The 20417-nt window shown below is 65.2% G+C and carries 23 protein-coding genes and 1 tRNA gene; 7 read left to right on the top strand and 17 right to left on the bottom strand.

The genetic code is table 11. The features are described from left to right. Window positions 1–138: 138 nt before the first annotated feature. Complete coding sequence (locus tag AB0J87_RS00460) at window positions 139–1926, bottom strand: bifunctional metallophosphatase/5'-nucleotidase (RefSeq protein WP_363961991.1); 1788 nt, start codon at window positions 1924–1926, stop codon at window positions 139–141. A 161-nt stretch (window positions 1927–2087) separates the two neighbouring features. On the opposite strand from AB0J87_RS00460, the gene mshD reads away from it, so the two are divergent. Then, window positions 2088–3026, top strand: coding sequence for a mycothiol synthase (gene mshD / locus AB0J87_RS00455; protein WP_363961989.1), 939 nt, complete (start codon window positions 2088–2090; stop codon window positions 3024–3026). Here the strand turns inward: mshD and AB0J87_RS00450 are convergent. The 3 genes from AB0J87_RS00450 to dcd all read right to left on the bottom strand — a co-directional run bounded on the left by AB0J87_RS00450 (window position 3001) and on the right by dcd (window position 5374). Then, on the bottom strand, window positions 3001–4005 hold the full coding sequence (locus tag AB0J87_RS00450; RefSeq protein WP_355204167.1) for an inorganic phosphate transporter: 1005 nt from the start codon (window positions 4003–4005) through the stop codon (window positions 3001–3003). The genes mshD and AB0J87_RS00450 overlap by 26 nt on opposite strands. Before the next feature lie 8 nt (window positions 4006–4013). Next, entirely contained in the window at window positions 4014–4631 is a 618-nt protein-coding gene (locus AB0J87_RS00445; protein WP_043625094.1) for a DUF47 family protein, read from the bottom strand. Between the two features lie 167 nt (window positions 4632–4798). Next, a complete protein-coding gene (gene dcd / locus AB0J87_RS00440; RefSeq protein WP_350733098.1) occupies window positions 4799–5374 on the bottom strand; it encodes a dCTP deaminase in 576 nt (191 codons plus the stop codon). 99 nt (window positions 5375–5473) lie between these two features. On the opposite strand from dcd, the gene AB0J87_RS00435 reads away from it, so the two are divergent. Continuing rightward, window positions 5474–5547 (top strand) — tRNA-Gly (locus tag AB0J87_RS00435). 90 nt (window positions 5548–5637) lie between these two features. Here AB0J87_RS00435 and AB0J87_RS00430 read toward each other — a convergent pair. The 9 genes from AB0J87_RS00430 to AB0J87_RS00390 form a co-directional block, all read right to left on the bottom strand. Further along, a complete protein-coding gene (locus tag AB0J87_RS00430) occupies window positions 5638–6975 on the bottom strand; it encodes a site-specific integrase (RefSeq protein ID WP_363961987.1) in 1338 nt (445 codons plus the stop codon). Next, window positions 6975–7181 carry a helix-turn-helix domain-containing protein gene (locus tag AB0J87_RS00425; RefSeq protein WP_355204159.1) on the bottom strand — a complete coding sequence of 69 codons (207 nt, stop codon included), beginning with the start codon at window positions 7179–7181 and terminating at the stop codon, window positions 6975–6977. Before AB0J87_RS00425 ends, AB0J87_RS00430 begins: the two co-directional genes overlap by 1 nt. A gap of 12 nt (window positions 7182–7193) precedes the next feature. Beyond that, complete coding sequence (locus AB0J87_RS00420; RefSeq protein ID WP_363963078.1) at window positions 7194–8729, bottom strand: replication initiator; 1536 nt, start codon at window positions 8727–8729, stop codon at window positions 7194–7196. A 29-nt stretch (window positions 8730–8758) separates the two neighbouring features. Then, window positions 8759–8911, bottom strand: a complete 153-nt coding sequence (locus tag AB0J87_RS00415; protein WP_185070347.1) for a hypothetical protein — start codon at window positions 8909–8911, stop codon at window positions 8759–8761. Further along, window positions 8908–10317 (bottom strand): FtsK/SpoIIIE domain-containing protein, encoded by a 1410-nt coding sequence (locus tag AB0J87_RS00410; RefSeq protein WP_363961984.1) that lies wholly within the window; start codon window positions 10315–10317, stop codon window positions 8908–8910. Before AB0J87_RS00410 ends, AB0J87_RS00415 begins: the two co-directional genes overlap by 4 nt. Before the next feature lie 88 nt (window positions 10318–10405). Continuing rightward, complete coding sequence (locus AB0J87_RS00405; protein ID WP_355204152.1) at window positions 10406–10708, bottom strand: hypothetical protein; 303 nt, start codon at window positions 10706–10708, stop codon at window positions 10406–10408. Continuing rightward, entirely contained in the window at window positions 10705–10980 is a 276-nt protein-coding gene (locus AB0J87_RS00400) for a hypothetical protein (RefSeq protein WP_355204149.1), read from the bottom strand. The genes AB0J87_RS00405 and AB0J87_RS00400 overlap by 4 nt, the downstream gene beginning before the upstream one ends. Then, window positions 10980–11393 (bottom strand): plasmid replication, integration and excision activator, encoded by a 414-nt coding sequence (locus tag AB0J87_RS00395; protein WP_355204147.1) that lies wholly within the window; start codon window positions 11391–11393, stop codon window positions 10980–10982. The genes AB0J87_RS00400 and AB0J87_RS00395 overlap by 1 nt, the downstream gene beginning before the upstream one ends. A gap of 506 nt (window positions 11394–11899) precedes the next feature. Continuing rightward, window positions 11900–12631: a GntR family transcriptional regulator gene (locus AB0J87_RS00390; RefSeq protein WP_355204145.1), complete on the bottom strand. Its 732-nt coding sequence runs from the start codon at window positions 12629–12631 to the stop codon at window positions 11900–11902. A 756-nt stretch (window positions 12632–13387) separates the two neighbouring features. Between AB0J87_RS00390 and AB0J87_RS00385 the strand changes: the two genes are divergently transcribed. Further along, entirely contained in the window at window positions 13388–14287 is a 900-nt protein-coding gene (locus AB0J87_RS00385; protein WP_363961981.1) for a DUF5919 domain-containing protein, read from the top strand. Continuing rightward, the gene (locus AB0J87_RS00380) at window positions 14284–15108 is read left to right on the top strand and encodes an inositol monophosphatase (RefSeq protein ID WP_363961979.1); all 825 of its coding nucleotides are present in this window, start codon (window positions 14284–14286) and stop codon (window positions 15106–15108) included. Before AB0J87_RS00385 ends, AB0J87_RS00380 begins: the two co-directional genes overlap by 4 nt. A gap of 170 nt (window positions 15109–15278) precedes the next feature. On the opposite strand, the gene AB0J87_RS00375 is transcribed toward AB0J87_RS00380, so the two are convergent. Both AB0J87_RS00375 and AB0J87_RS00370 read right to left on the bottom strand, forming a co-directional pair. Next, complete coding sequence (locus AB0J87_RS00375; RefSeq protein ID WP_363961977.1) at window positions 15279–15620, bottom strand: hypothetical protein; 342 nt, start codon at window positions 15618–15620, stop codon at window positions 15279–15281. Window positions 15621–16160: 540 nt separating this feature from the next. Next, window positions 16161–16784 (bottom strand): hypothetical protein, encoded by a 624-nt coding sequence (locus tag AB0J87_RS00370; RefSeq protein WP_363961975.1) that lies wholly within the window; start codon window positions 16782–16784, stop codon window positions 16161–16163. A gap of 121 nt (window positions 16785–16905) precedes the next feature. Between AB0J87_RS00370 and AB0J87_RS00365 the strand changes: the two genes are divergently transcribed. After that, complete coding sequence (locus AB0J87_RS00365) at window positions 16906–17478, top strand: hypothetical protein (protein WP_363961973.1); 573 nt, start codon at window positions 16906–16908, stop codon at window positions 17476–17478. 283 nt (window positions 17479–17761) lie between these two features. Here the strand turns inward: AB0J87_RS00365 and AB0J87_RS00360 are convergent, their stop codons facing one another. Next, window positions 17762–18217 (bottom strand): tyrosine-type recombinase/integrase, encoded by a 456-nt coding sequence (locus AB0J87_RS00360; protein WP_363961971.1) that lies wholly within the window; start codon window positions 18215–18217, stop codon window positions 17762–17764. A 350-nt stretch (window positions 18218–18567) separates the two neighbouring features. Between AB0J87_RS00360 and AB0J87_RS00355 the strand changes: the two genes are divergently transcribed. Continuing rightward, the gene (locus tag AB0J87_RS00355; protein WP_363961969.1) at window positions 18568–19374 is read left to right on the top strand and encodes an inositol monophosphatase family protein; all 807 of its coding nucleotides are present in this window, start codon (window positions 18568–18570) and stop codon (window positions 19372–19374) included. 257 nt (window positions 19375–19631) lie between these two features. Here the strand turns inward: AB0J87_RS00355 and AB0J87_RS00350 are convergent, their stop codons facing one another. After that, window positions 19632–19994: a hypothetical protein gene (locus AB0J87_RS00350; protein ID WP_363961967.1), complete on the bottom strand. Its 363-nt coding sequence runs from the start codon at window positions 19992–19994 to the stop codon at window positions 19632–19634. A gap of 99 nt (window positions 19995–20093) precedes the next feature. Here AB0J87_RS00350 and AB0J87_RS00345 point away from each other — a divergent pair, with 99 nt between their 5' ends. Beyond that, a complete protein-coding gene (locus AB0J87_RS00345; RefSeq protein WP_363961965.1) occupies window positions 20094–20327 on the top strand; it encodes a hypothetical protein in 234 nt (77 codons plus the stop codon). Window positions 20328–20417: the final 90 nt, after the last annotated feature.

Raw genomic sequence — 20417 nt, 5'->3', positions numbered from 1 at the left:
ACCCTGGAGGCCCTTCGCCACGTGCGGCGGGTGGTGCCGCCCGTGCTCTGCCGTACAGGATGAAAGAGCCCCGCCACGTGCGGCGGGAAAAGGGGCGGCCCGCCCGGGAGGAAACGGGCGGGCCGGAGGGAAGAAGGGTCAGTTGACGGCGGTGATCCGGTTGGTGGCCGGCGGGGCGATGGGGTTGTCCTTGCCGAGCTGCTCGACGAAGGCGTCGATGTCCAGCGGCCCGCTCCACAGGTCGGTGCCGTCCTTGAAGCCCGCGAAGGCGTCGCCGCCGCCCACGAGGAAGTTGTTCGCGGCGACCCGGATCGACTGCGTGTCCGTCACCGGCACCCCGTCGATCTTCATGTCCGACACCTTGGAGCCCCAGGCGGCGCTCCGGCTGTAGGTGTAGGTGAAGTTCGCCGACGGCTGCAGGATCTTGGCGAACGGCTGGTTGTTGGGACCGCCGGTGAACTGCTGCTCGAGCACGGTCTTGAGCTGGGCGCCGGTGAGCGTGACGACCTGCATGAGGTTGTTGAACGGCTGCACGGTGAACGCCTCGCCGTACGTGACGACACCGTCGCCCTCGTTCGCCGGGGACGTCGCGTACGTCAGGGACGCCCGCACCCCGCCCGGGTTCATCAGGGCGATCTGGGCGTTGCCGCCGGTCTTCGTCCCGGCCAGCTGGCCGTCGGCGATGAGGTCACCGAGCGCGGACTCGCCGGACGGCGCGGCCGTGTTCGTGATGTCGGCGGTGATCTTGCCGACGGGCTTGTTGGCGACGGGGGCGACGCGGTCCTTCCACGTCTGCACGAACGTCGAAATTTCGGGATCCGGGGTGACTGTCCGGGTCACGACGTGGTTGTCCGCGACGACCGAGGCGCGGTCGATGTCCCGCGTCTTGACGTTCACGTTCAGGTCCACCTGCGTGATGACCCGCCCGAACGACCCGCCCTGCGAGTAGACGCGGTCGTTGCCCGCCGGGTCCTTGACCTTGCACAGGTACGCCTGGTGGGAGTGCCCGCTGAGCACGACGTCGATCTCCGGGTCCACCTGCGTGGCGATGCGGTTGCCCGCACCCGGGACGGCGCTGCAGGCGTCGGGCGACTGGCCCGCGTTCACCTGGTCGCCCTCGTGCACCAGTACGACCTGCGCCTTCACCCCGACGAGCTTGAGCAGCTTCGAGGCGACGTTCGCGGCCTTCACCTCGTCCACGAACTTGAGGTCCTTGATCCCCTCGGCCGTGACGATGTTCGGCGTGGTCTGCGTGACGAGGCCGATGAAGCCGATCGGCACGCCGTTCATCCACTTGATGCTGACCGGCGGCAGCGCGGGCACGCCCCAGTCCGACAGGACCTGCTTGACCTGCGCCGAGTCCGAGCCACCGAGGGCGGCGAGCGCGTCGGTCTTCTCGTTGCGGTTCTTGAACAGGACGTTCGCGCCCACGTAGTCGAACTTCGCGCCCTCCCACGGGCCGGCGGGCGAGCAGCCGTCCACCGGGTGGCAGCCGCCCTTCATGATGCGCCGCAGCTCGGTGTAGCCCTCGTCGAACTCGTGGTTGCCCACCGCGGCCACCTTGAGCCCCAGCTTGCCCATGAACTCGACCGACGGCTCGTCGTGGTAGGCCGCCGAGATCAGCGGCGTCGCCCCGATGAGGTCGCCCTGGGCCACGGCGATGGTGTTCTTGTCGGCCAGGGCCTTCATGTGGGTGGCGACGTACGCGGCGCCACCGGCGTCCACGGTCTGGCCGTTCTCGTCCACCATGCGGCCGGAGGATCCGGTGGGGGGTTCGAGGTTGCCGTGGAAGTCGTTGAGCGCAAGCAGCCGTACGGGCACCGTACGAGGGGCTTTGCTCGCGTCCGCCGGGAGCGTGGCGAGCATGACCGCACCCGAGGCGACGGCTCCGGCCAGCGCCAGCCGGAGGAAGGAACGAGACGTCATGGCCCAAGACGTTACGTTGGGAACCTATGCAGCCAATGGCGCAAAGGTAACGATTTGCCAGGCTGTCACATGGCGGTATTTGCCAGTCATACGCCTAGAGTTCGTTCTGTGAGCGAACGAGGGATTGGCGCCACGTGATCGCTCACGGCGAAGGAGGGCCTGTGGGCGGGCATGTGAAGGTCAGGGAACGGCTCGATGACACCGAGGTCGCCTCGGTGCTCGGCCTGGTGGAGGCGGCGACGGAGGCCGACGGCGTCCGGCCGCTCAACGAGCACGTGATGCTCCATCTCCGCTACGGGGGCGACCCGCAGGCCCGGTCCCTGCTCCTGGAGGCGGACGGCACGCTCGTGGGCTACGCCCACATCGACCCGACGGACGAGGTCGAGGGCCCGAGCGCCGAGCTCGTCATCCACCCCGCCCACCGCCGCCAGGGCCACGGCGCGCGCCTGCTGAGCGCGGTCGCGGAGCTGGCGGACGGGCGGCCGCGCCTGTGGGCGCACGGCGACCACGCGGGCGCCGGGGCGCTGGCGGCCGCGTTCGGCTTCGAGCGGGTGCGCTCGCTCTGGCAGATGCGCCGTTCCCTCTTCGCCCCTCTTGAGGCTTCCGCCCTGCCCGACGGGGTCGTGCTGCGCACGTTCGTACCGGGTCAGGACGAGGAGGCCTGGCTCAAGGTCAACGCCGCCGCCTTCGCCCACCACCCCGAGCAGGGCGCCTGGACGATGGACGACCTGCTCCGCCGCGAGCAGGAGCCCTGGTTCGACCCGGAGGGGTTCTTCCTGGCCTTCCGCGGCGACCGGCTGGCCGGCTTCCACTGGACGAAGATCCACGGCTCCTCGTCCCACGGCCACGAGCCCCTGGGAGAGGTGTACGTCGTGGGCGTCGACCCCTCGCAGCAGGGCACCGGCCTGGGCAGGACGCTGACCCTGGCCGGGCTGTGCCACCTGCGCTCGCGTGGCCTCGCCCAGGCGATGCTGTACGTGGACGAGGCCAACACGGCGGCGATCAGGTTGTACGAGTCCCTCGGCTTCAACCGCTGGGACGTGGACGTGATGTACGCGCCCGCCGAGGAGGCGGCTACTCCACGATCGAGTGAAGGATGAAGTAGGAGACGGCGGCCACCAGGGCGGCGGCCGGGATGGTCAGGATCCAGGCGGTCACGATGTTCCCGGCGATCCCCCATCGCACGGCGCTGAGCCGCTTGGTGGCCCCCACGCCCATGATCGCCGTGGTGATCGTGTGCGTGGTGGAGATCGGCGCCCCGAACCCGATGGCCGCCCCGTACAGGACCGTCGCCGCCGCCGACTCCGCGGCGAAGCCCTGGGGCGGGTCGAGCGCGATGATGCGCCGGCCCAGCGTACGCATGATGCGCCAGCCGCCCGCGTACGTCCCCAGCGAGATCGCCCCGGCGGCGGCCAGGATGACCCACTGCGGGATGGGGTCGGACGGGTTGGCGAACCCGCCGACGGTGAGCGCCAGGAAGATGACACCCATGGTCTTCTGCGCGTCCTGCAGCCCGTGCCCGAGCGCCATGGCGGCGGCCGAGACGGTCTGCGCGTAGCGGAAGCCGCGGTTGGTCTTGCCCGGCTGGCTGTTGCGGAAGATCCAGTAAATTGCGATCATGATCAGGGCCGCCAGCGTGAACCCGATCAGCGGCGACAGCACCATCGGGATGACGACCTTCTCGACCACGCCGTCCCAGTGCACCACGCTGGCCGAGGCCAGGGCGGAGCCCACCAGTCCGCCGATGAGCGCGTGACTGGAGGAGGAGGGCAGGCCGAAGTACCACGTGATCAGGTTCCAGGAGATCGCACCGATGAGCGCCGCGGCCACGACGACCAGCCCGTGGGGGCCGTCCGGAGCGTCGATGATCCCCTTGCCGACCGTCTGCGCGACCTGGGTGCCCAGGTGGGCGCCGATGAAGTTCATGGCCGCGGCCATGAACAACGCGGCCCTGGGGGTCAGGGCCCGGGTCGAGACGGAGGTTGCGATGGCGTTCGCCGCGTCATGGAACCCGTTGGTGTAGTCGAATACCAAAGAGATGACGACCACGCCGATGACGAGGGCGAGCGTGAGGTCCACTACTGGGCCTAGCTTTCCTTGACCGCGATCGACTCGACGGTGTTGGCCACATGCTCGAAGGCGTCGGCCGCCTCTTCGAGGGCGTCGACGACCTCCTTCATCTTCATGACGGTGAGCGCGTCGTACTCACCGCTGAACAGCTTGGCCAGCAGCCTCCGGTAGACCTGGTCGCCCTGGTTCTCGAGGCGGTTGACCTCGATCCAGTACTCGTTGAGGTTCTTCATGGACCGCAGCCGCGGCATCGCCTCGGCCGTCAGCTCGGCGGCCCGCTCCAGCACCTCGACCTGCCTGACCACGTCTTTCGGCAGGTGGTCGAGCTGGTACAGGACGATCAGGTCGGAGGCCGCCTCCATGGCGTCCATCACGTCGTCGAGGTTGGACGCGAGTCGGTAGATGTCCTCACGGTCGAACGGAGTGATAAAGCTCTCATTGAGCCGGTTCATGATCGCATGGGTGCGTTCGTCCCCGGCATGCTCGCATGCACGCATCTTCTCGGCCAGGGCCTCCCTGTCCGATCCGTCACTGATGATCTCTACCAGCAAACGGGATGCGGTGACCAGGTTGTTCGCGGAGTCTGCGAACAGGTCGTAGTAGCTGTCCTCACGTGGCGTGAGACGCAGGCGCACGTCGTTCTCCAGATGTGCGGGGATGGTCCGTGGAAAGGGTACGGGCTACCAGGCGAAATGCGAACTTCATGTCCCCTTCTCCTACTGGTTACCCTGCGTATGTTGTGCGACACCCGGGACAGAGGGTACTTTGGTGTCTTTTTTGTCACGTTACCGGGGGACCGATATCAAACCTTGGTCCGATGGAAGTCCCGGAACGACCTCGACGGCGTCGGCCCCCGCTGCCCCTGATACCGCGACCCATACTTCGCGGACCCGTACGGGTGCTCAGCGGGCGAACTGAGCCGGAACACGCACAACTGCCCGATCTTCATCCCCGGCCACAACTTGATCGGCAACGTGGCCACGTTCGACAGCTCCAACGTCACATGCCCGCTGAACCCCGGATCGATGAACCCCGCGGTCGAATGCGTCAGCAACCCGAGCCGCCCCAGCGAACTCTTCCCCTCCAGCCTCGACGCCAGATCATCCGGCAACGTCACCACCTCATAGGTGGAGGCCAGCACGAACTCCCCCGGATGCAGGATGAACGGCTCATCCCCGTCGGGCTCGACCATCCGCGTCAGATCCGGCTGCTCGACCGAGGGGTCGATGTGCGGGTACCGGTGGTTCTCGAAAACCCGAAAGAATCGGTCAAGCCGTACGTCGATGCTGGAGGGCTGGATCATGTCCCGGTCGAACGGCTCCAGCCCGAGCCGGCCGACTTCGATCTCGGCAAGGATGTCGCGGTCAGATAGCAGCACGGTGAGCAACCTACCGTCCGATCGGAAACTCTGTGGGGTTGGGATTGCTGTTGTGCGCCAAGTTTCCGCTACAGTGGGGGACGCGGCTTCGGGTCGCATGCGGGTGTAGTTCAATGGCAGAACATCAGCTTCCCAAGCTGACAGCGCGGGTTCGATTCCCGTCACCCGCTCCACGTACGAAAAGCCAGGTCAGGGATGGTTCCCCAACCTGGCTTTGATCGTTTCTGGGGCTCTCTACGATCTTCCGTGCAATTAGCGTGCGATTAGCCCACGGGAGCCAGCACACCCGCCGAGCCGTCATCGTCGCCCTGGTCGTGCTGCTTGAGCTGCTGATCGATGGCATTCGTGATCACCTGGTCGGCACCCCTGACCGCGTGCTGATAGATCATGGCTGCTCGGACGTTGTCGTGCCCCATGCGCGCCATCAGGTCCTTGAGACCGGCCCCCGACATCGCGGCCAGCATGTTCCCCGTGTGACGGAGATCATGGAAGTGCAGACCGGGAAGTCCCATGTCCTTGACCACGTCCACCCAGCGGGTACGGGTGTTGAAGCCACTACGACGCATCGGGCCACCCTTCGCGGCCGGGAACATCAGCGCCCCCGGCTCCTCCTGGACGTAGGTGTCCATGTGCTCCTGGAGGATGGGGACGATGCTCTCGGGGATGCCCACGGTCCGCCGGCCCGCCTTGGACTTGGGAGGCCCGAGGAGCAGCCCGCCCGTTGAACGCTCCACGAAGGCGACGCGTACGCGAACCGTCTTGGCGACGAGGTCCACGTCCATCCGACGCAGCGCGCTGACCTCTCCCCACCGGAGACTCGCGAACGTGGCCAGCAAGACCATGGCGCGGAACCGGCGATCTTGATCGGAATCCGCCCTGCCGTCACGGGCCATCTCCCACAGCGCCCGCTCAGCTTCTGCCCGGGTCAGGAAGATCTCAGGATGCGTCCGCATCTCCCCGTGACGCTGGAACCGTAGCCGGTAGGCCCCGTCCTTGACCTTGCGCACATTGCCGAAAGGACGACGGCCGAGGCGGTCCGCCAGTTCGAAGACCTGAGGAACGGTCAGCACTGGACGCTCCTCAGCGTGCTCAGCGTCCGCCCCGCGGATCCGGCACGGGTTACGAGGGATGATCCCGTCGTCCTCCGCAGCCGTCATGAGCACAGCCCGTAGGAGCCTGTACGCCTTCGCCAGCATGGTCGGTGACACGCCCTTGCCGAGCAGGTCGGCCCGCCACCTCCGGACCATGGCGGTAGAGAGCTTCCCGAGCTGGACAGTGCCGAGGTAGGGCGTGATGTGCTTGTTCAGCGTCCAGGTGTAGAGATCGACGGTCCGCGGACGCAGGCCCGGACGTTCCTTGATCCACATCTCGGCGTAGTCCTTGAGCTTGATCTTGCCTCGCTCGGGGTCGATCCAGTCTCCTTTGACGATCTCGGCCTCGATGAGGGAGAGCGCACGTTCCGCGTCGCCCTTCCGCTCGTAGGTCTCCGGAGCGTTGTGGCGCCGCCCGTCCGGACCAAGGTAGGACGCTTGATACCGGCCGGAGGGAAGCTGACGGATGTTGCCGAAACGTCGGTGGTTCGGCTTGTTGCCCTTGGCCATCAGGCAGCCCTCCCTGTGACGTCATGGCTTGTGAGCGGTGCGACGGTGCCCGCGACGACGAAGGCGATCAGCGCGGACTCACGGATGCGGACGTGCCGCCCGACCTTCACGAACTCGATCCGGCGTTCGGCGATCAGTCGGCGGACGAAGCGAACCGAGGTGCTGAGCAGTTCGGCCGCTTCCGGAACGGTGAACAGTTGGTCCAAGATCTCCTCCTCTCAGGCTGCCTTTGGAGTTGCCGAAAGTTCTTCGAGCTGTCTCAGGTGAGCGCGCCATCGCTGGCGTTCGGCGATGGATCGGAGGAGCCGGACGCCGATAGGAGCGACATCGGGATCGCCCGGTCTGACCGGCTGCCAGACGTAGCGATGCGGATCGGTGGGCTCGTCGACCTGGCCGAGCGCTTCCAGAACCCAGGTACGGCGGTCCTGCTTGTGTTCGGCGAGCGTCTTGTTGCTCCACTTGCGGGAGACGAGGACCCGGCGACCGGCGTAGCCGAGGTGTTCGGGCTTGTGCGCCTTGGACCTGCACTGGCCGGGGACCATGCCCGGCTTGGCGTTCTTGGGCTGCACGCCGTATCGCAGCCAGTTCGGGCAGGTCGACGAGCACGGCTCGTAGCGCAGGGCATCGACGAAGCGGGCCGCGTGCTCCCGCTGAGCTTGACCATCCAAGGTCTCGCCGAGGCTCTTCGTCAGATACTTGGACAGGTAGCGGATGCACTGGTCAGCGTCCGGCGACCCAGCGAGCACGCCCTTGACGTCCACCTGATCGCCGAAGCGGATCACGTGCATGGGCTCGTCGCCGAGCTGGTCGAGAGCTTCGTCCCAGGTGGGCAGGACCTCGCCCGTGTCAGGGTCCACGTAGCCGATGCCGTCGTTCCAGACGGGCAGGTGGTCACCTTCGAAATGGGCTTCATCCGCCTGAGGCCACCAGACTTGGTGATAGGTCGCCGCCGCGATCTGCTTCATCTCGGCGCGCGGCAGGGTGCCCCGGACGGCCATGTGCAGATGCGGGGCGAGCCGCTTCTGAGGCTCCACCGTGGCGAAGTACTGCACGTCATAGCCAGCGACCCGGCGAAGGTTCTGCACGAACCGGTCCACGAGCTTGGAGAAGTGCAGCGCGTCACGAGCTGCCCGAACGTAGTCGTACGTGTCCGGATCGATGGGAGCGCCGTTCATGACCTTGCCATAGCTCGGCAGGGTGAGCGTGACGAACAGCGAAGGCCGGTAGGTCCTGCCGTCCGCCGCCTCAAAGGTGCGCCCCAGAGTGGTGCTGGCCATCTTCCGCTTGGGCAGGTCGGGCGCATCCTGGCGGCGCTTGGTGGAGCGGACCCGCTTGGACCCCGTACGCCCCAGCACGTTGCCGCGCATCCCAGCCTCATTGATCTCGATGTCGAGCCCCGTGAGCACGGCGTCCAAGTCAGAGGTGTCGCCGCCGGCCTTTTCCTCCTCGTCCCGCTTGGCCTGCATGTCGGCCCGGAACTCGACGAGCCAGCGCTGCCCATCGGTCGGTTCGTCGGGCGTGATGATCGGTTCCTCGTCGAGGTGCCAGCCCTCACGGCACTGCGCCATCCGGAGCTGCCGGTTGCGCTTGGCACACGGAGGACACTTGCTCTCCAACGGCGAGCCGCACGGAACATCGACGACCTCTGACTTGCCGGTCATCATGTCGAGCCGCTTGAGCGCCACGGGCCGGATACAGACGCCGTAGAGCTTGGCGATCTCCTCGGCCACGTCGCGGGCAAGCGGTTGAGCCATGCGGACAGCGCGCGGAGTCTTGCGGTCGGTCAATGGACCTCCTCTCCGATCTCGGGGAACGTGAGCGCGGTCTGTCCGCACTCGGAGCACTCGACCAGGCCACGCAGCGAGTCGAGCCAGAGGACATTCAGCGCGCCGCACAGAGCGCAGCGCAGGCCGTCGAGGAAGTGAGCCAGCGTCATCGGGCCTCACCGACCATCGCGCGGATGTCGTCGTCGGAGACGTACGCGGCGCGGACGCGGATCGGATCGGGACTGGTCTCCAGCCGCACATATCCGACGCCTGCGCCCTGCTCTGGACGAGGAGAGATGCGATCGGCCAGCGCGCCCCGATCCCTCGCCCCGTCACCGAGCACCATGTCCACCTGCTCCGACTCGTCGAGCCGAAGAGCGATCTTGTCCGGGAAGAGGTTGCGGATGTTCATGACCTCCTTGCGAGGGTCCTGGAGAGCCGCCAGGACGCCAACGCCGACCGCGCGTCCCTGAGTAGTCAGCGTGGCCAGGGCAGCGGAGATCCGTTGCCTGAGCTGCCTGTCGGACTGGTAAGCGGTAAGGAACGCCACCTCGTCGACCACGACCAGGACGAAGGGGTCGTCGAGGGTAGGCGTGTGCGATCGCTGTACTCCGGCGAAACGAGCCGCGCGCTTATGCATGACACTCACGGCCTCGTCGAGCAGGTCAGCGCAGTCGGCGGGATCGGCCGCGTACCGACCGCCGAAGAGTGCCTTGCCGTACGACAGCTCCATCAGCTTCGGGTCGAGCGCCCAGATCTCGACCAGGCCCGCATGCATCGCAGACATGAGCCCACGAATCGCTGACCAGATGATCGAGCCCTTGCCCGCCCCCGTGGCCCCAGCGACCAGGACATGAGTCCCATGCAGCCGGAGCAGCCACGGAGAGCCGTCCTCTTGCCTGCCGATCTCGACCGGTCCGACAGTCGATGTGTCTGGAATCGGAAGCGCTGCCATCGGCGTGGCCAGCGGATCGTGGTGCGGAAGGGTCAGCAGGAGTTGACCGGCCCTGACCACCGAGACGCGGCATGTCTCCGACCCGAAGCCATGGGACAGGTTCTCGACCCTGTCGGCCCAGTCCTTGACCGCCTGGCCGTCGAGCATGCGGACGGTGAGCCTGTCGGCCCAAGCGTCGGAGGTGACCTTGACCAGCCGCGGAAAGTACTCCCGCCCGCGTATGTGCCGAGCCAGCCCGGCGACGGTCATGACCGGTTGCCAGCGCCGCCGATAGATCCAGAACCAGCGACCGAAGGCGACCAGCCGCCAGCCGATCCACCGCGCGAACGTCGGCCTGTCGAGGATCGCCCAGGCGCCCATGGCCACGAGAGCCGGAACGACGAGCAGCAGCGCGACGCGCCACCCGTACACGAGGCAGAGCCCTGCGGGAGTGGAGATCGCAGCCAGCGCGACGGGGTGCCGCCAGACGAGGCGGAAAAGGCCGGCTACGAACCGGGCGGTGAAGATGACCAGGGTGATGATGGCCGGGGTCTGCACCACGGCCGGTTTGAAGACCACCGCCGTGTCAGGGGTGGTGGAGACGATGCGGTGCGGCTCGTCGCCGGGCATCCTCTTGAGCATTAGGGTGAAGTCCTTCCAAGCATGTCGCGCGTGTACGGAAGACCGAGGGGCCGCCGGAAGTTGCCGCTTCCTGCGGCCCCGCTCAACATCAGGCCGCCTCGTCTGCGGTGGCCTTGCCTGACTGGCTGGAGTGCAGCCGCTCGCAGTCGGCCAGGTACCGAGCGGCGGCGTTGAAGATCTCGCGAGCGATGGCCAAGTCGTCGTCGGTCACCGGCCCCGAGGTCGAAACGGTCACCGAGGCGTCCGAGGCGTCCAGGTCGAAGCAGGGCTTGCCGCTGTCTCCGAGCCAGGCGCGCGCCCGCAGCTCCGCCGAGCAGAAGGCGACACTGACCCGTGAGGGCCGATCGGGACGCATGGAGACGGTGACGTAGGTGTACGGGCTGAGCGTCATCGACCAGCCACCCCCAGCCCGTTCGGGAGACCGTGGAACATGCGCTCCACCGCAACCGCGAACATGGCAGCCTCCCGCGCCAGACTCCGAGCGAACTCGACGTCGTCGAGGGTGACGTGATCGTTGGCCGACGTGGTGACGAGCACCTGTGTGCCGCCGAAGACAAGCCCCAGGACCGGCGACCGCTGCGGATACGGATGGTTCCGAACATCAGCGCCCTGTCCGACCTTGAGAGCGATCGTGCTGACTGGACGGGCCTTCCGCCGCCCCATCACGCCGCGTCCTTGGCAGTGGCTGTCGCCTTACCGGCCGGACGAGGAGCACGCATCTCGCGGACCTTGATCGAGTACGCCAGCCGCCCGGCCTGGTTGACGTACGGCGTTGCGGTCATGTGGTCGAACTCGACCGGCGTGAACGGCAGCCCAGCCATCGGAGCCGGAGGAACCGGCTGCGCCGGGCTGAGGATCTTGACGGAGACGGTCTTCTGTGCCGCCTTGAGCGTGGGGTCGGCGTCCATGACGCTGACCTGCCAGACGAGCTCTCCGCTCTGCTTGTCGCGGGTCTGGACGAAACGCCCGTTGGTCGAGGCGTCGAAGTCCTTGACGGGCTCGACCTCGCCCACGATGTAGCAGCCGTGCGGGAAGACCATGTCGAACGTGACGGGGATGGGACCTTGCAGTGCCATGAGGCTTGCTCCTAGCTAGTCGTCTTGTCGCTAACTCGTCTTGTCGAGTTGTCATGAAGGTACCCGCAGGTCAGGGACTTGACAACATGAGTTAGCGGGATTTCTTCAAGATCTTTTTATGGGCTATGACAAATCCATCTATAAGCCATTGCGGCAAAGAGGATGGACCGGTTTAATGACGACCAACTCCACGTGATCTCCAAGGCTCACACGGGGACCATGTGGCAGTCGCGCCGATGTGGGACCGTGCAAGGAGTGCGAGATCTCGAAATTACGGTACGACCTCAATCACGCCCGCGACATGTCGCTCAGAAGCGAACCCGACGATGAGCCCATAGGCCCATTACCAGGCGGTCGAGGGGTTAACATCGCCAAGATCAAAGCCCATAATCGACAGCTAGCCAGACATAAGCTGACACAGCAGGAAGAGAACGCATTAAAGCGAAGAATCGTGTTGGCTCGGGCTGAGCGCAGGGAACAGGAGCGCCGCAGAAACGGGCTCTGAACTAGAGCGAATAAGAGTCTTCCAGCTCGTGAAGGTCTCCGGGCAGCACGAGGTCTACGACGAGCACGGGTCGCCCCCCGCCGTTGAAGACGCTGGCCAGCACCCCGAGAACTGGCGCAGTCTTGCGGATTTCCATGAACTTGGCTTCATCCGCCGAAGGGTGTCGAGCGGTCAGTCGTTCGACGACATGTTGGAGCTTGAGGCCCTTGCTCGCCTGGAGATGTTGCCTGATGCCGGCAGTGAGCGGCTGCGCCTCGCTGAGCTGCGTTCCTTCGGCCTGATGCGCTGGACACCACACAGTGAACAGGTCTGTCGGTCGCTCATCATCCCGAAAGAGAACACGGCGCCGTACCACTGTGGACCCCTCCGGTACGTCCAACAGCTTCGCGATCCCAGCAGTAGCCGCTAGTGATCCAGCGTCGATGACCGTGCAGTTCTCGTCGGCTTCCACGCGGTCCAGAACGGCTCGTCCCGGACGGGGATTCTGGTTGGACGCGCCCGGTGGGGCAGCCTTAACGAAGGACCCCTTGCCGTGCTCTCGTTCGATAACCCCGCGGAGCTGAAGAACTTGGAGGGCCCGGACGACCGTCGGGCGGCTCACCTTGAACTCGCGGACAAGCTGCGTCTCGGAGGGCAGCAGAGAGCCGGGCGGATAGGTCCCGTCCGCGATCTTCTGCCTGATCGTCTGCACGATCTGGGCGTACTTCGGTGGCGCGAACTCTTCAGAGGACATGACGACCATCCAACAACTCGACTTGTCGTAAAGCCTAGTTCGAGATGAACGGTCTGTCTCCTCCTCGCGCACAGGAACCGTACGGACTGGTGAGGGACTGTCTGACTGCGCGACAGCAGTCCCCCACCAACCCAAGGCACGACGAGATGGGCACCCCTCCGCACCCCTCGTCGCGCCCGCTTATCGGGCCCGACCTTCGAGAAGGGCTATCCAGACGCCTTGGGCCTCCTTGCGCAGCCATCGGTACGTCTCATGGACCTGTGTTGCCCCGGCGCTTCGCTGAGTCCGGCGGATGAAGGAGTGGCCCGCCGCATGGCACAGTTCGTAGACCGTGTCCTTGCAGTCACAGGTGTAGGCGGTCACCCGGACCATGTCTTCCGCCTTGTGGGGCTCTTGCCAGACCAAGCGCATGTGATCCGGTTGCGGCGGAGCGACATGGAAGCTGAAGCAGTCGGTGTCCATCGTCACGACAACGCACCGGCCTCTCCGCTCCCGTTGCACCGCCAGCAGTCGTCCTGGTGCCTGTCGTCCGAGACGGCGACATCGGGGTTCTCCGCCACCACAACAGCCCGACGAAGGCTGACGTATTTCCAGCCCCGTCCCGAGCAAGAGTCGCATCGCGCAGTCATGCAACGAGGATTGCCCGAGGGACTGTCACGTCTCGATCGCCCGCGAGTACCGTCTGTGATCGACTCGTCTCCGTTCGTCTCCTCTTTGTCTCGTCCGAGCCCGTCTCTGTCGCTAACCTGAGCATGTATGGCACCCCAGCCCGAGGCGCGGATCATGACTGACCAGCCGATCCTGTTGAAGACCCTCTTGACGCAACGCCACTGGCAGACCTACAGCACGTTCTGTAAGGAGTACGACAAAGCCGCCAAGAAGGTGGACCCGTCGTTGCAGGGTGGTTGGCCTAGTCGCGCACAGCTCCATCGATGGCTGACAGGCGAACTCAAGGGCTTGCCCTACTCCGGTCACTGCCGCGTCTTGGAAGCGATGTTCCCCGGCAAGTCGGCACGTGAGCTGTTCTCCACGAACGCCGTCGAAGTCCCCACGCCGAGGGCAGAGCCAGAGCCAGCCCGAAGCGCCGGCCCCGAGGTTGCAGCCTGCGCGATGCCGCAAATGGCCGACGTAACCGCGGTCTTCAGCAGCCGCTCCGCCTTCTCATCCGCGTATCCCCCATCGACGATGTTCGACAGCGCGAAGGAGATCAACGCGGCGGGCCTGTCGCTCAACGTCATCTGCCAGAGCTACCCCGACCATCAGCTCAGGCGCCTGCTGGACTCCGGCACTCGCATCCGCTGCCTCTTCCTCGACCCCAAAGGCCAGGCGATCCGTGCCCGCGAAGCAGAAGAGCGCTACACCGACAACGCTCTGACAACCCTCACAGCACTCAACATCACCATGTTGACCAGGCTGCGCGATCGACTCGACACCGCCTCGGCTCAGCGCCTCGAACTCCACGTCTACGACGAGACGATCCGCTTCAACCTGCTGATCGTTGACCGGGCGTTCTGCGTGGTCCAGCCGTACCTACCGCAGTCCCGCGGAGTCGACTCACCAACCTTCGTGATCAAAGACAACACCGCCGCGGAGGGACTGTTCCCCGTCTTCGACCAGGTGTTCAGGGATATGTGGGAGCGGAGCAAACCCGTATGACCGTCGACGCCCGAACTCTTCTCCCTATCGCCGAACGCGCCGTATCGATCGCCAGCGAGATCATCAGAACCAAGGCTCCAGGCGTCGTCACCGCCAAGGGCGACCGCGACATGGCGACCGAGGTGGACTTCGCCGTCGAGCACGCCGTACGGGAATTCCTGTCTCGCGAGACACCCGAGATCGGATTCCTCGGCGAGGAAGAAGGCGTCAGTCGGACGGGTGATGGCCTGATGTGGGCGCTGGACCCCGTGGACGGGACGGCGAACTTCCTGCATGGCATCCCGTTGTGTGGGGTGTCCTTGGGCTTGGTCGACAAGGACATGCCCACGCTCGGAGTGATCGATTTGCCGTTCCTCAACCTCCGCTACTCAGCGGCCGAAGGAACCGGCGCACAAGCCAACGGATCTCACATTCGAGTGAGCGACGCCCGCGAGTTGGAAACTGCCATCGTCGCCATTGGCGACTACGCCGTGGGCAAGAACGCCCAGGAACAAAACAAACCACGACTCGCTCTGACCCAAGAGCTAGCCGCACGCGTCCAGCGCATACGGATGTTCGGCTCAGCAGCGATCGATCTCGCGTGGGTGGCAGACGGCAAGATCGACGCCAACATCATGCTCAGCAACAACCCATGGGACACCGCCGCAGGCGTCATCATCGCCCGCGAAGCCGGGGCCACAGTGATCGATCTCGACGGCAGCCCACACAGCATGAACGCCCTCGCGACCATCGCCGCAAGCCCCAAGCTCGCAGCCGACCTCGTGGAGCTCATCGCCGAGGCTCGCGAGGCCACCAGGCATAGCCAGCACACTGCCGAATAGCTCTTGTAGGTATCAAGCGGCGGCGCGCCGCGCCGCCGTACCGGCCCTCTGCCGCCCGCCGCCCGGGCGTGCGGCCTGGGGGCCGGTCCCGGACGACGGCGGCTCGGGCCCACCCGCAGCGCGTACTCGCCGTACCCAGCCCCCGCACCGACCACCGGCACGCCGCCGCACTAAGCTTCGGACTCATCCGGCCAAGCAGTCCAAGTCAGCGTCTCCCGCCACCCAGGCAACCGGTAGAGCCACATGGTGAAGATCTGCGCCAGAACCGGCAATGTCCGGCTAGAAGTGCGGAAGTGCGCGTCCACGCTGCCGTCGCGATACTCCAGCCAGTAGGCCCCGTCGTCCCGTAGGTAAGCCTGCATGTAGTACTCATCATTCTCTGCGTCCAAGCGCTCGACAACGAGGAAACGGTTGGACAAGGTCAATCCGCGAAGCAGAGCATGCAGGTCGTCAGAGCTGGGGTTCTCCACAGAATCGCCTCGTTCATTGAACGCCCGCGCAGTTGAACTCATGGCGCACAAGGTAACTAATGCTCTATGCCTCCGGCAGGGGCGCTCCGGCTCCGGGATGATCAGCATCCTTGAGGTCGAGGTCTGTAGGTGGCTGAGGTGGAAGCCTGATCATCCCGCCCACCATCGACCCGGGACAAGCCGAGCAGACCAGGGCCATGGGTCAAGGGTCGTTCGTCCAGTGGGGCGCTCCACCCTTGACCCATGGCCCTGGCCCGCTTCCCCTTCGGGCGGGTCGACGGCAGACGGGATGATCAGGCGGGCAGGGTGCGCGCGTCGCGCGAGAAACGCCAGGTCGCAGGCTGATCACCGTGCAATTAGCGTGCAATTAGACAGGGTAACGAAGGGTCAACTACGGTCACTCATGACCAGGCTTCTGCCCAGCTCAGCGCCCTCACGTGCCGCGATCCTTCCAGTTCCCAAGCTGACAGCGCGGGTTCGATTCCCGTCACCCGCTCCAAACGCGAAGGCCCTAGTCAGGTGATTTTCCCCTTCCTGGATCTTGATGTACCGCCAACAGTCGACACGGCCTTCGCGGTGGTATCAGTCGAACCAGGCGACCAATCGCACGCCCCCAGGCCCGAACCGCAGCGCCAACGCCTGCATCACCCCAAAGACGTGTTCCCACCCGGTGCCCGGTCCCAGCGCGTCCAGTCGCGTCACCGGGCCATACTCGAGCGTCGCTCCAGAAACCTCCCAGCGACCCATCGGAGCCTCGACAGGCGAGGCACCCAACGGCGGCATGCCGTACTCCTCCACAACATCCTCGGGCCACTGGTCATCAACCCGATACCGGCTGATCGACGAGCCATGCCCTGACCGAACATCAAGCACCCCCCTAGCGGCGGGACGAACAGTCATATCCAGATCACGCAGCTCCGCCCATGAAACCCACGTACAGCCATGTATGGCGGCATCGATTCGGACGCAGTCCTCATAGTCAGCACGAACAGGTTCCGACGTGTCCGCAGGCAGACCGCGGCCGGCCGCGACTGGGATCCAGCCGAGCCGGTTACGAACACCGAAGAGGCAGCCGAACGACTCATAGTCACGGCCGTCATAGAGCGGGTAGAGAGGCATGGACACCGCCCATGCATCCGAGTCGTACCAGTCCTCGTCAGCGCACGGGTGGCGAGCCTCGATGTAGCCGTAGATGTCAGTGCCCACGCCGACAGGTTAGACATGTTTAGATCGTTGCCTTCTTGATCGCGTGCCGGACCGTCTTCTCCCAGGAGAATGGAGCCATGACTAGACGGTCGGACGGACACACTCTGATCTAGAGTGCCCTATGGCCGAGAACCGATGGTTTCCGCTTGACGATGATGAGCCTGATGAGGTCCAGGCTGCTTTCATCGACGCGTTGAGAGAACGCGCAGCCTCGTGGTCGCTGACACCTGATGATGCTGAGGTGCTGCTTCCGGACTATGTTGCTTACGGGTATCGCCCCCAGTTGGGAGAGACATCCTTCGGCAAGCTCCTTGTCTACGCGGATCTGCCGACCCCTGGATTGCACCTCAGCCTTATGACGGTAGGTGCCTACCTCGATGGATCCAAGATTCGCGGCGACCAGCTCCACAACCAGCTACTGACCTTCCCCGCCGAACCCACGCCCCTCGCCTTCACAGGGTCCGGTAGCCCTGCGGAGTTGGCAGCGAGCACGGCCGATTGGTTCGAAACCATCTGGAGGCGTCCGGTCGTACGCTACAACTGGCTCCAGTTTCGGCAGGTCTACGCGCATAGATTTCTATTCGCAGACACAGGCCAGGGTCTGATCGAGAGCAGAGTCCGTACCGCCGCCCTCGGAACGCCTGATCGCATTGTCCACGTCCGAGGCGAATCGGGCCTGTCCGAGGGTGAGTGACAACCAACAGCTGACCAGATCACAGTGGAAGCGTTCGGCGTGCCCGTTGCGTGCCCGTTCGCACGGCGACCAGTGGGGAATCACGGAGACTCACGCTCACTCGACCGGCATCTGCCCAGGTCAGCGTTTCCCCTGCGCAGAGGCCATGATCTTGAAAGAGTTCCCAAGCTGACAGCGCGGGTTCGATTCCCGTCACCCGCTCTCATCGTGAAGGCCCAGGTGGGGACATGAATCCCGACGCGGGCCTTGATTGTTTCCGGACTGATTCGATCTCCGCGGGCCATTAGCTCTTGATCACCCTGTGGGGACCAGCGCGCGCCGTACCCTTGTCGTCGTCATCGTCGCGCGCTTCGAGCTGCCGATCGATGGCGTTGGTGATCGCCTCGTCGGCTCCCCTGACGGCGTGCTGGTAGATCATGGCCGCTCGGACGTTGTCATGTCCCATGCGGGCTATGAGGTCCTTGAGGCCCGCGCCAGACTCCGCGGCCAGCATGTTGTCCGTGTGCCTCAGATCGTGGAAATGAAGCCCTGGCAAGCCGATCTCCGTGACGACATCCACCCACCGAGTGCGGGTGTTGAAGCCACTGCGGCGCATCGGGCCGCCCTTGGCCGCTGGGAACATGAGCGCGCCCGGCTCGTCCTGGCCGTAGGTGTCCATGTGCTCTTGGAGGACGCGGACGATGCCCTGCGGAATGCCGACCGTCCGTCTCCCGGCCTTGGACTTGGGAGGCCCCAGCACCAGCCCGCCAGCAGAGCGCTCGACGAAGGCGCCTGCTGGACTCCGGCACCCGCATCCGCTGCCTCTTCCTCGCCCCCAAAGGCCAGGCGATCCGCGCCCGCGAAGCAGAAGAGCGCTACACCGACAACGCTAGACGACCCTCACAGCCCTGAACATCACCATGTTGACCAGGCTGCGCGATCGACTCGACACCGTGTCGCCCAGCGCCTCGGCGTGGTCCAGCCGTAACTACCGCAGGCACGCGCAGTCGACTCGCCAACCTTCGTAATCAAAGACAACACCGCCGCGGAGGGATTGTTCCCCGTCTTCGACCAGGTGTTCACGGATATGTGGGAGTGGAGCAAACCTGTATGACCATCGACGCTCGAAAACTATTTCCTATCGCCGAACGCGCCGTATCGCTCGCCGGCGAGATCATCAGAACCAAGGCCCCTGGCGTCGTCACCGCCAAGGGCGACCGCGACATGGCGACCGAGGTGGACTATGCCGTCGAGCACGCTGTACGGGGGTTCCTGTCTCGCGAAACACCCGAGATCGGATTCCTCGGCGAGGAAGAAGGCGTCAGTCGGACAGGCGATGGCCTGATGTGGGCGCTGGACCCCGTGGACGGGACGGCGAACTTCCTGCATGGCATCCCGTTGTGTGGGGTGTCCTTGGGCTTGGTCGACAAGAACACACCCACGCTCGGGGTCATCAATTTGCCGTTTCTCAACCTCCGCTACTCAGCGGCCGAAGGAACCGGCGCACTAGCCAACGGGTCTCACATTCAGGTGAGCGACGCCCACGATCTGGAAGCCGCCATCGTCGCCATCGGCGACTACGCGGTGGGCGAGAACGCCCAGGAACAAAACAAGCCACGACTTGCTCTGACCCAAGAGCTGGCCGCACGCGTCCAGCGCATACGGATGTTCGGCTCAGCCGCGATCGATCTGGCGTGGGTGGCCGACGGCAAGATCGACGCCAACATCATGCTCAGCAACAACCCATGGGACACCGCCGCAGGCGTCGTCATCGCCCGCGAAGCCGGGGCCACAGTGATCGATCTCGACGGCAGCCCGCACAGCATGACCGCTCTCGCGACCATCGCTGCAAGCCCCAAGCTCGTAGCCGACCTCGTGGAGCTCATCGCCGAGGCTCGCGAGGCCACCAAGGCATAGCCAGCACACTGCCGAATAGCTCTTTTAGGTATCAAGCGGCGGCGCGCCGCGCTGCGGCCTGGGGGCCGGTCGCGGCGCGGGCGTCACGCGGAGCATCGCCGCACGGCTACCGCGCTGCAGCCAACCAACGCACCGACCACCGACACGCCGCCGCTATCCCACGCATGATTCCGATTCCTGCGCCACTACAAGCTCGTCGAGCCGCTGTCGCACGGCCTCCAACGGTTAAAGCCGGGTCCGAGCAACCATCCGACCTGTCACCCAACGACTTCCCCGTCCTTCGCATCCTGGCCATTTCGCTTCCGCGCCAGATATACGACCCCGGCCACCAGTTTGAGCAGGATCCCAAGCGAGAGAAACACCCACATCCCCGTCAGCCACGCATCTGGCATGGGGCCGCGAAACCCAGAGAGCCCGAACGCTGCACCAGCCCCGCTCCACCCGCAAAAGACGAAAAAGAACGCAGACCCAAACTGATACCAAAAAGATCGCCGCACATCCATGTCGCCAACCCTCCCATTCCATTCCCCGACCAACAATGCCTCCGGCGGTGCCTCCAACTCCGGGATGATCGCCGTGCCGTACAGGGCCGTAGACAGCTGAGGTGGAAGCCTGATCATCCCGCCCACCATCGACCCGGGACAAGCCGAGCAGACCAGACGGGATGGTCAGGCAGGGCGGGATGCGCGCGGTGCGCCTCAAGATGCACAATGCCGCTCGTGGAAATCATTCGCACCACCGCCGACGTGATCACCGTGAACCTGGGCCCAGAAGACGCCATCGCGATCAAGAACGCCCTCAACGAGGTCTGCAATGGGATCCACCTCGACGACTGGGATTTTCGGCTTCGCATGGGCGTTAACCGCGATCAAGCTCAGGTTGTGCTGGGAGCCATCTACGACGCCATCGTCGTGATGGAGGAGCAGCGCTTGGGGAAGGGCAAGCAGCAGTAGGGCATCAGGTCAGAGTCCTGTTCACCGTGCCATTAACGTGCCATTAACCTCGATCTTTCGCGATCAAGGTGTGGTCGGCTGAGCGGTCCA

This window comes from Nonomuraea sp. NPDC049625 (assembly GCF_040675285.1).
Lineage (GTDB): Bacteria > Actinomycetota > Actinomycetes > Streptosporangiales > Streptosporangiaceae > Nonomuraea > Nonomuraea angiospora_A.
Note: the sequence above shows the minus strand (reverse complement) of the source record. Positions and strands in the feature narration are given on the sequence as shown.

Bases quoted from the DNA above. Each gene is read 5' to 3' on its own strand.
- AB0J87_RS00460 (WP_363961991.1), bottom strand. From the start codon at position 1,926: ATGACGTCTCGTTCCTTCCTCCGGCTGGCGCTGGCCGGAGCCGTCGCC.
- AB0J87_RS00430 (WP_363961987.1), bottom strand. From the start codon at position 6,975: ATGGCCAAGGGCAACAAGCCGAACCACCGACGTTTCGGCAACATCCGT.
- AB0J87_RS00420 (WP_363963078.1), bottom strand. From the start codon at position 8,729: ATGGCTCAACCGCTTGCCCGCGACGTGGCCGAGGAGATCGCCAAGCTC.
- AB0J87_RS00415 (WP_185070347.1), bottom strand. From the start codon at position 8,911: ATGACGCTGGCTCACTTCCTCGACGGCCTGCGCTGCGCTCTGTGCGGC.
- AB0J87_RS00410 (WP_363961984.1), bottom strand. From the start codon at position 10,317: ATGCTCAAGAGGATGCCCGGCGACGAGCCGCACCGCATCGTCTCCACC.
- AB0J87_RS00405 (WP_355204152.1), bottom strand. From the start codon at position 10,708: ATGACGCTCAGCCCGTACACCTACGTCACCGTCTCCATGCGTCCCGAT.
- AB0J87_RS00400 (WP_355204149.1), bottom strand. From the start codon at position 10,980: ATGGGGCGGCGGAAGGCCCGTCCAGTCAGCACGATCGCTCTCAAGGTC.
- AB0J87_RS00395 (WP_355204147.1), bottom strand. From the start codon at position 11,393: ATGGCACTGCAAGGTCCCATCCCCGTCACGTTCGACATGGTCTTCCCG.
- AB0J87_RS00390 (WP_355204145.1), bottom strand. From the start codon at position 12,631: ATGTCCTCTGAAGAGTTCGCGCCACCGAAGTACGCCCAGATCGTGCAG.
- AB0J87_RS00385 (WP_363961981.1), top strand. From the start codon at position 13,388: ATGGCACCCCAGCCCGAGGCGCGGATCATGACTGACCAGCCGATCCTG.
- AB0J87_RS00380 (WP_363961979.1), top strand. From the start codon at position 14,284: ATGACCGTCGACGCCCGAACTCTTCTCCCTATCGCCGAACGCGCCGTA.
- AB0J87_RS00375 (WP_363961977.1), bottom strand. From the start codon at position 15,620: ATGAGTTCAACTGCGCGGGCGTTCAATGAACGAGGCGATTCTGTGGAG.
- AB0J87_RS00365 (WP_363961973.1), top strand. From the start codon at position 16,906: ATGGCCGAGAACCGATGGTTTCCGCTTGACGATGATGAGCCTGATGAG.
- AB0J87_RS00355 (WP_363961969.1), top strand. From the start codon at position 18,568: ATGACCATCGACGCTCGAAAACTATTTCCTATCGCCGAACGCGCCGTA.
- AB0J87_RS00350 (WP_363961967.1), bottom strand. From the start codon at position 19,994: ATGATCAGGCTTCCACCTCAGCTGTCTACGGCCCTGTACGGCACGGCG.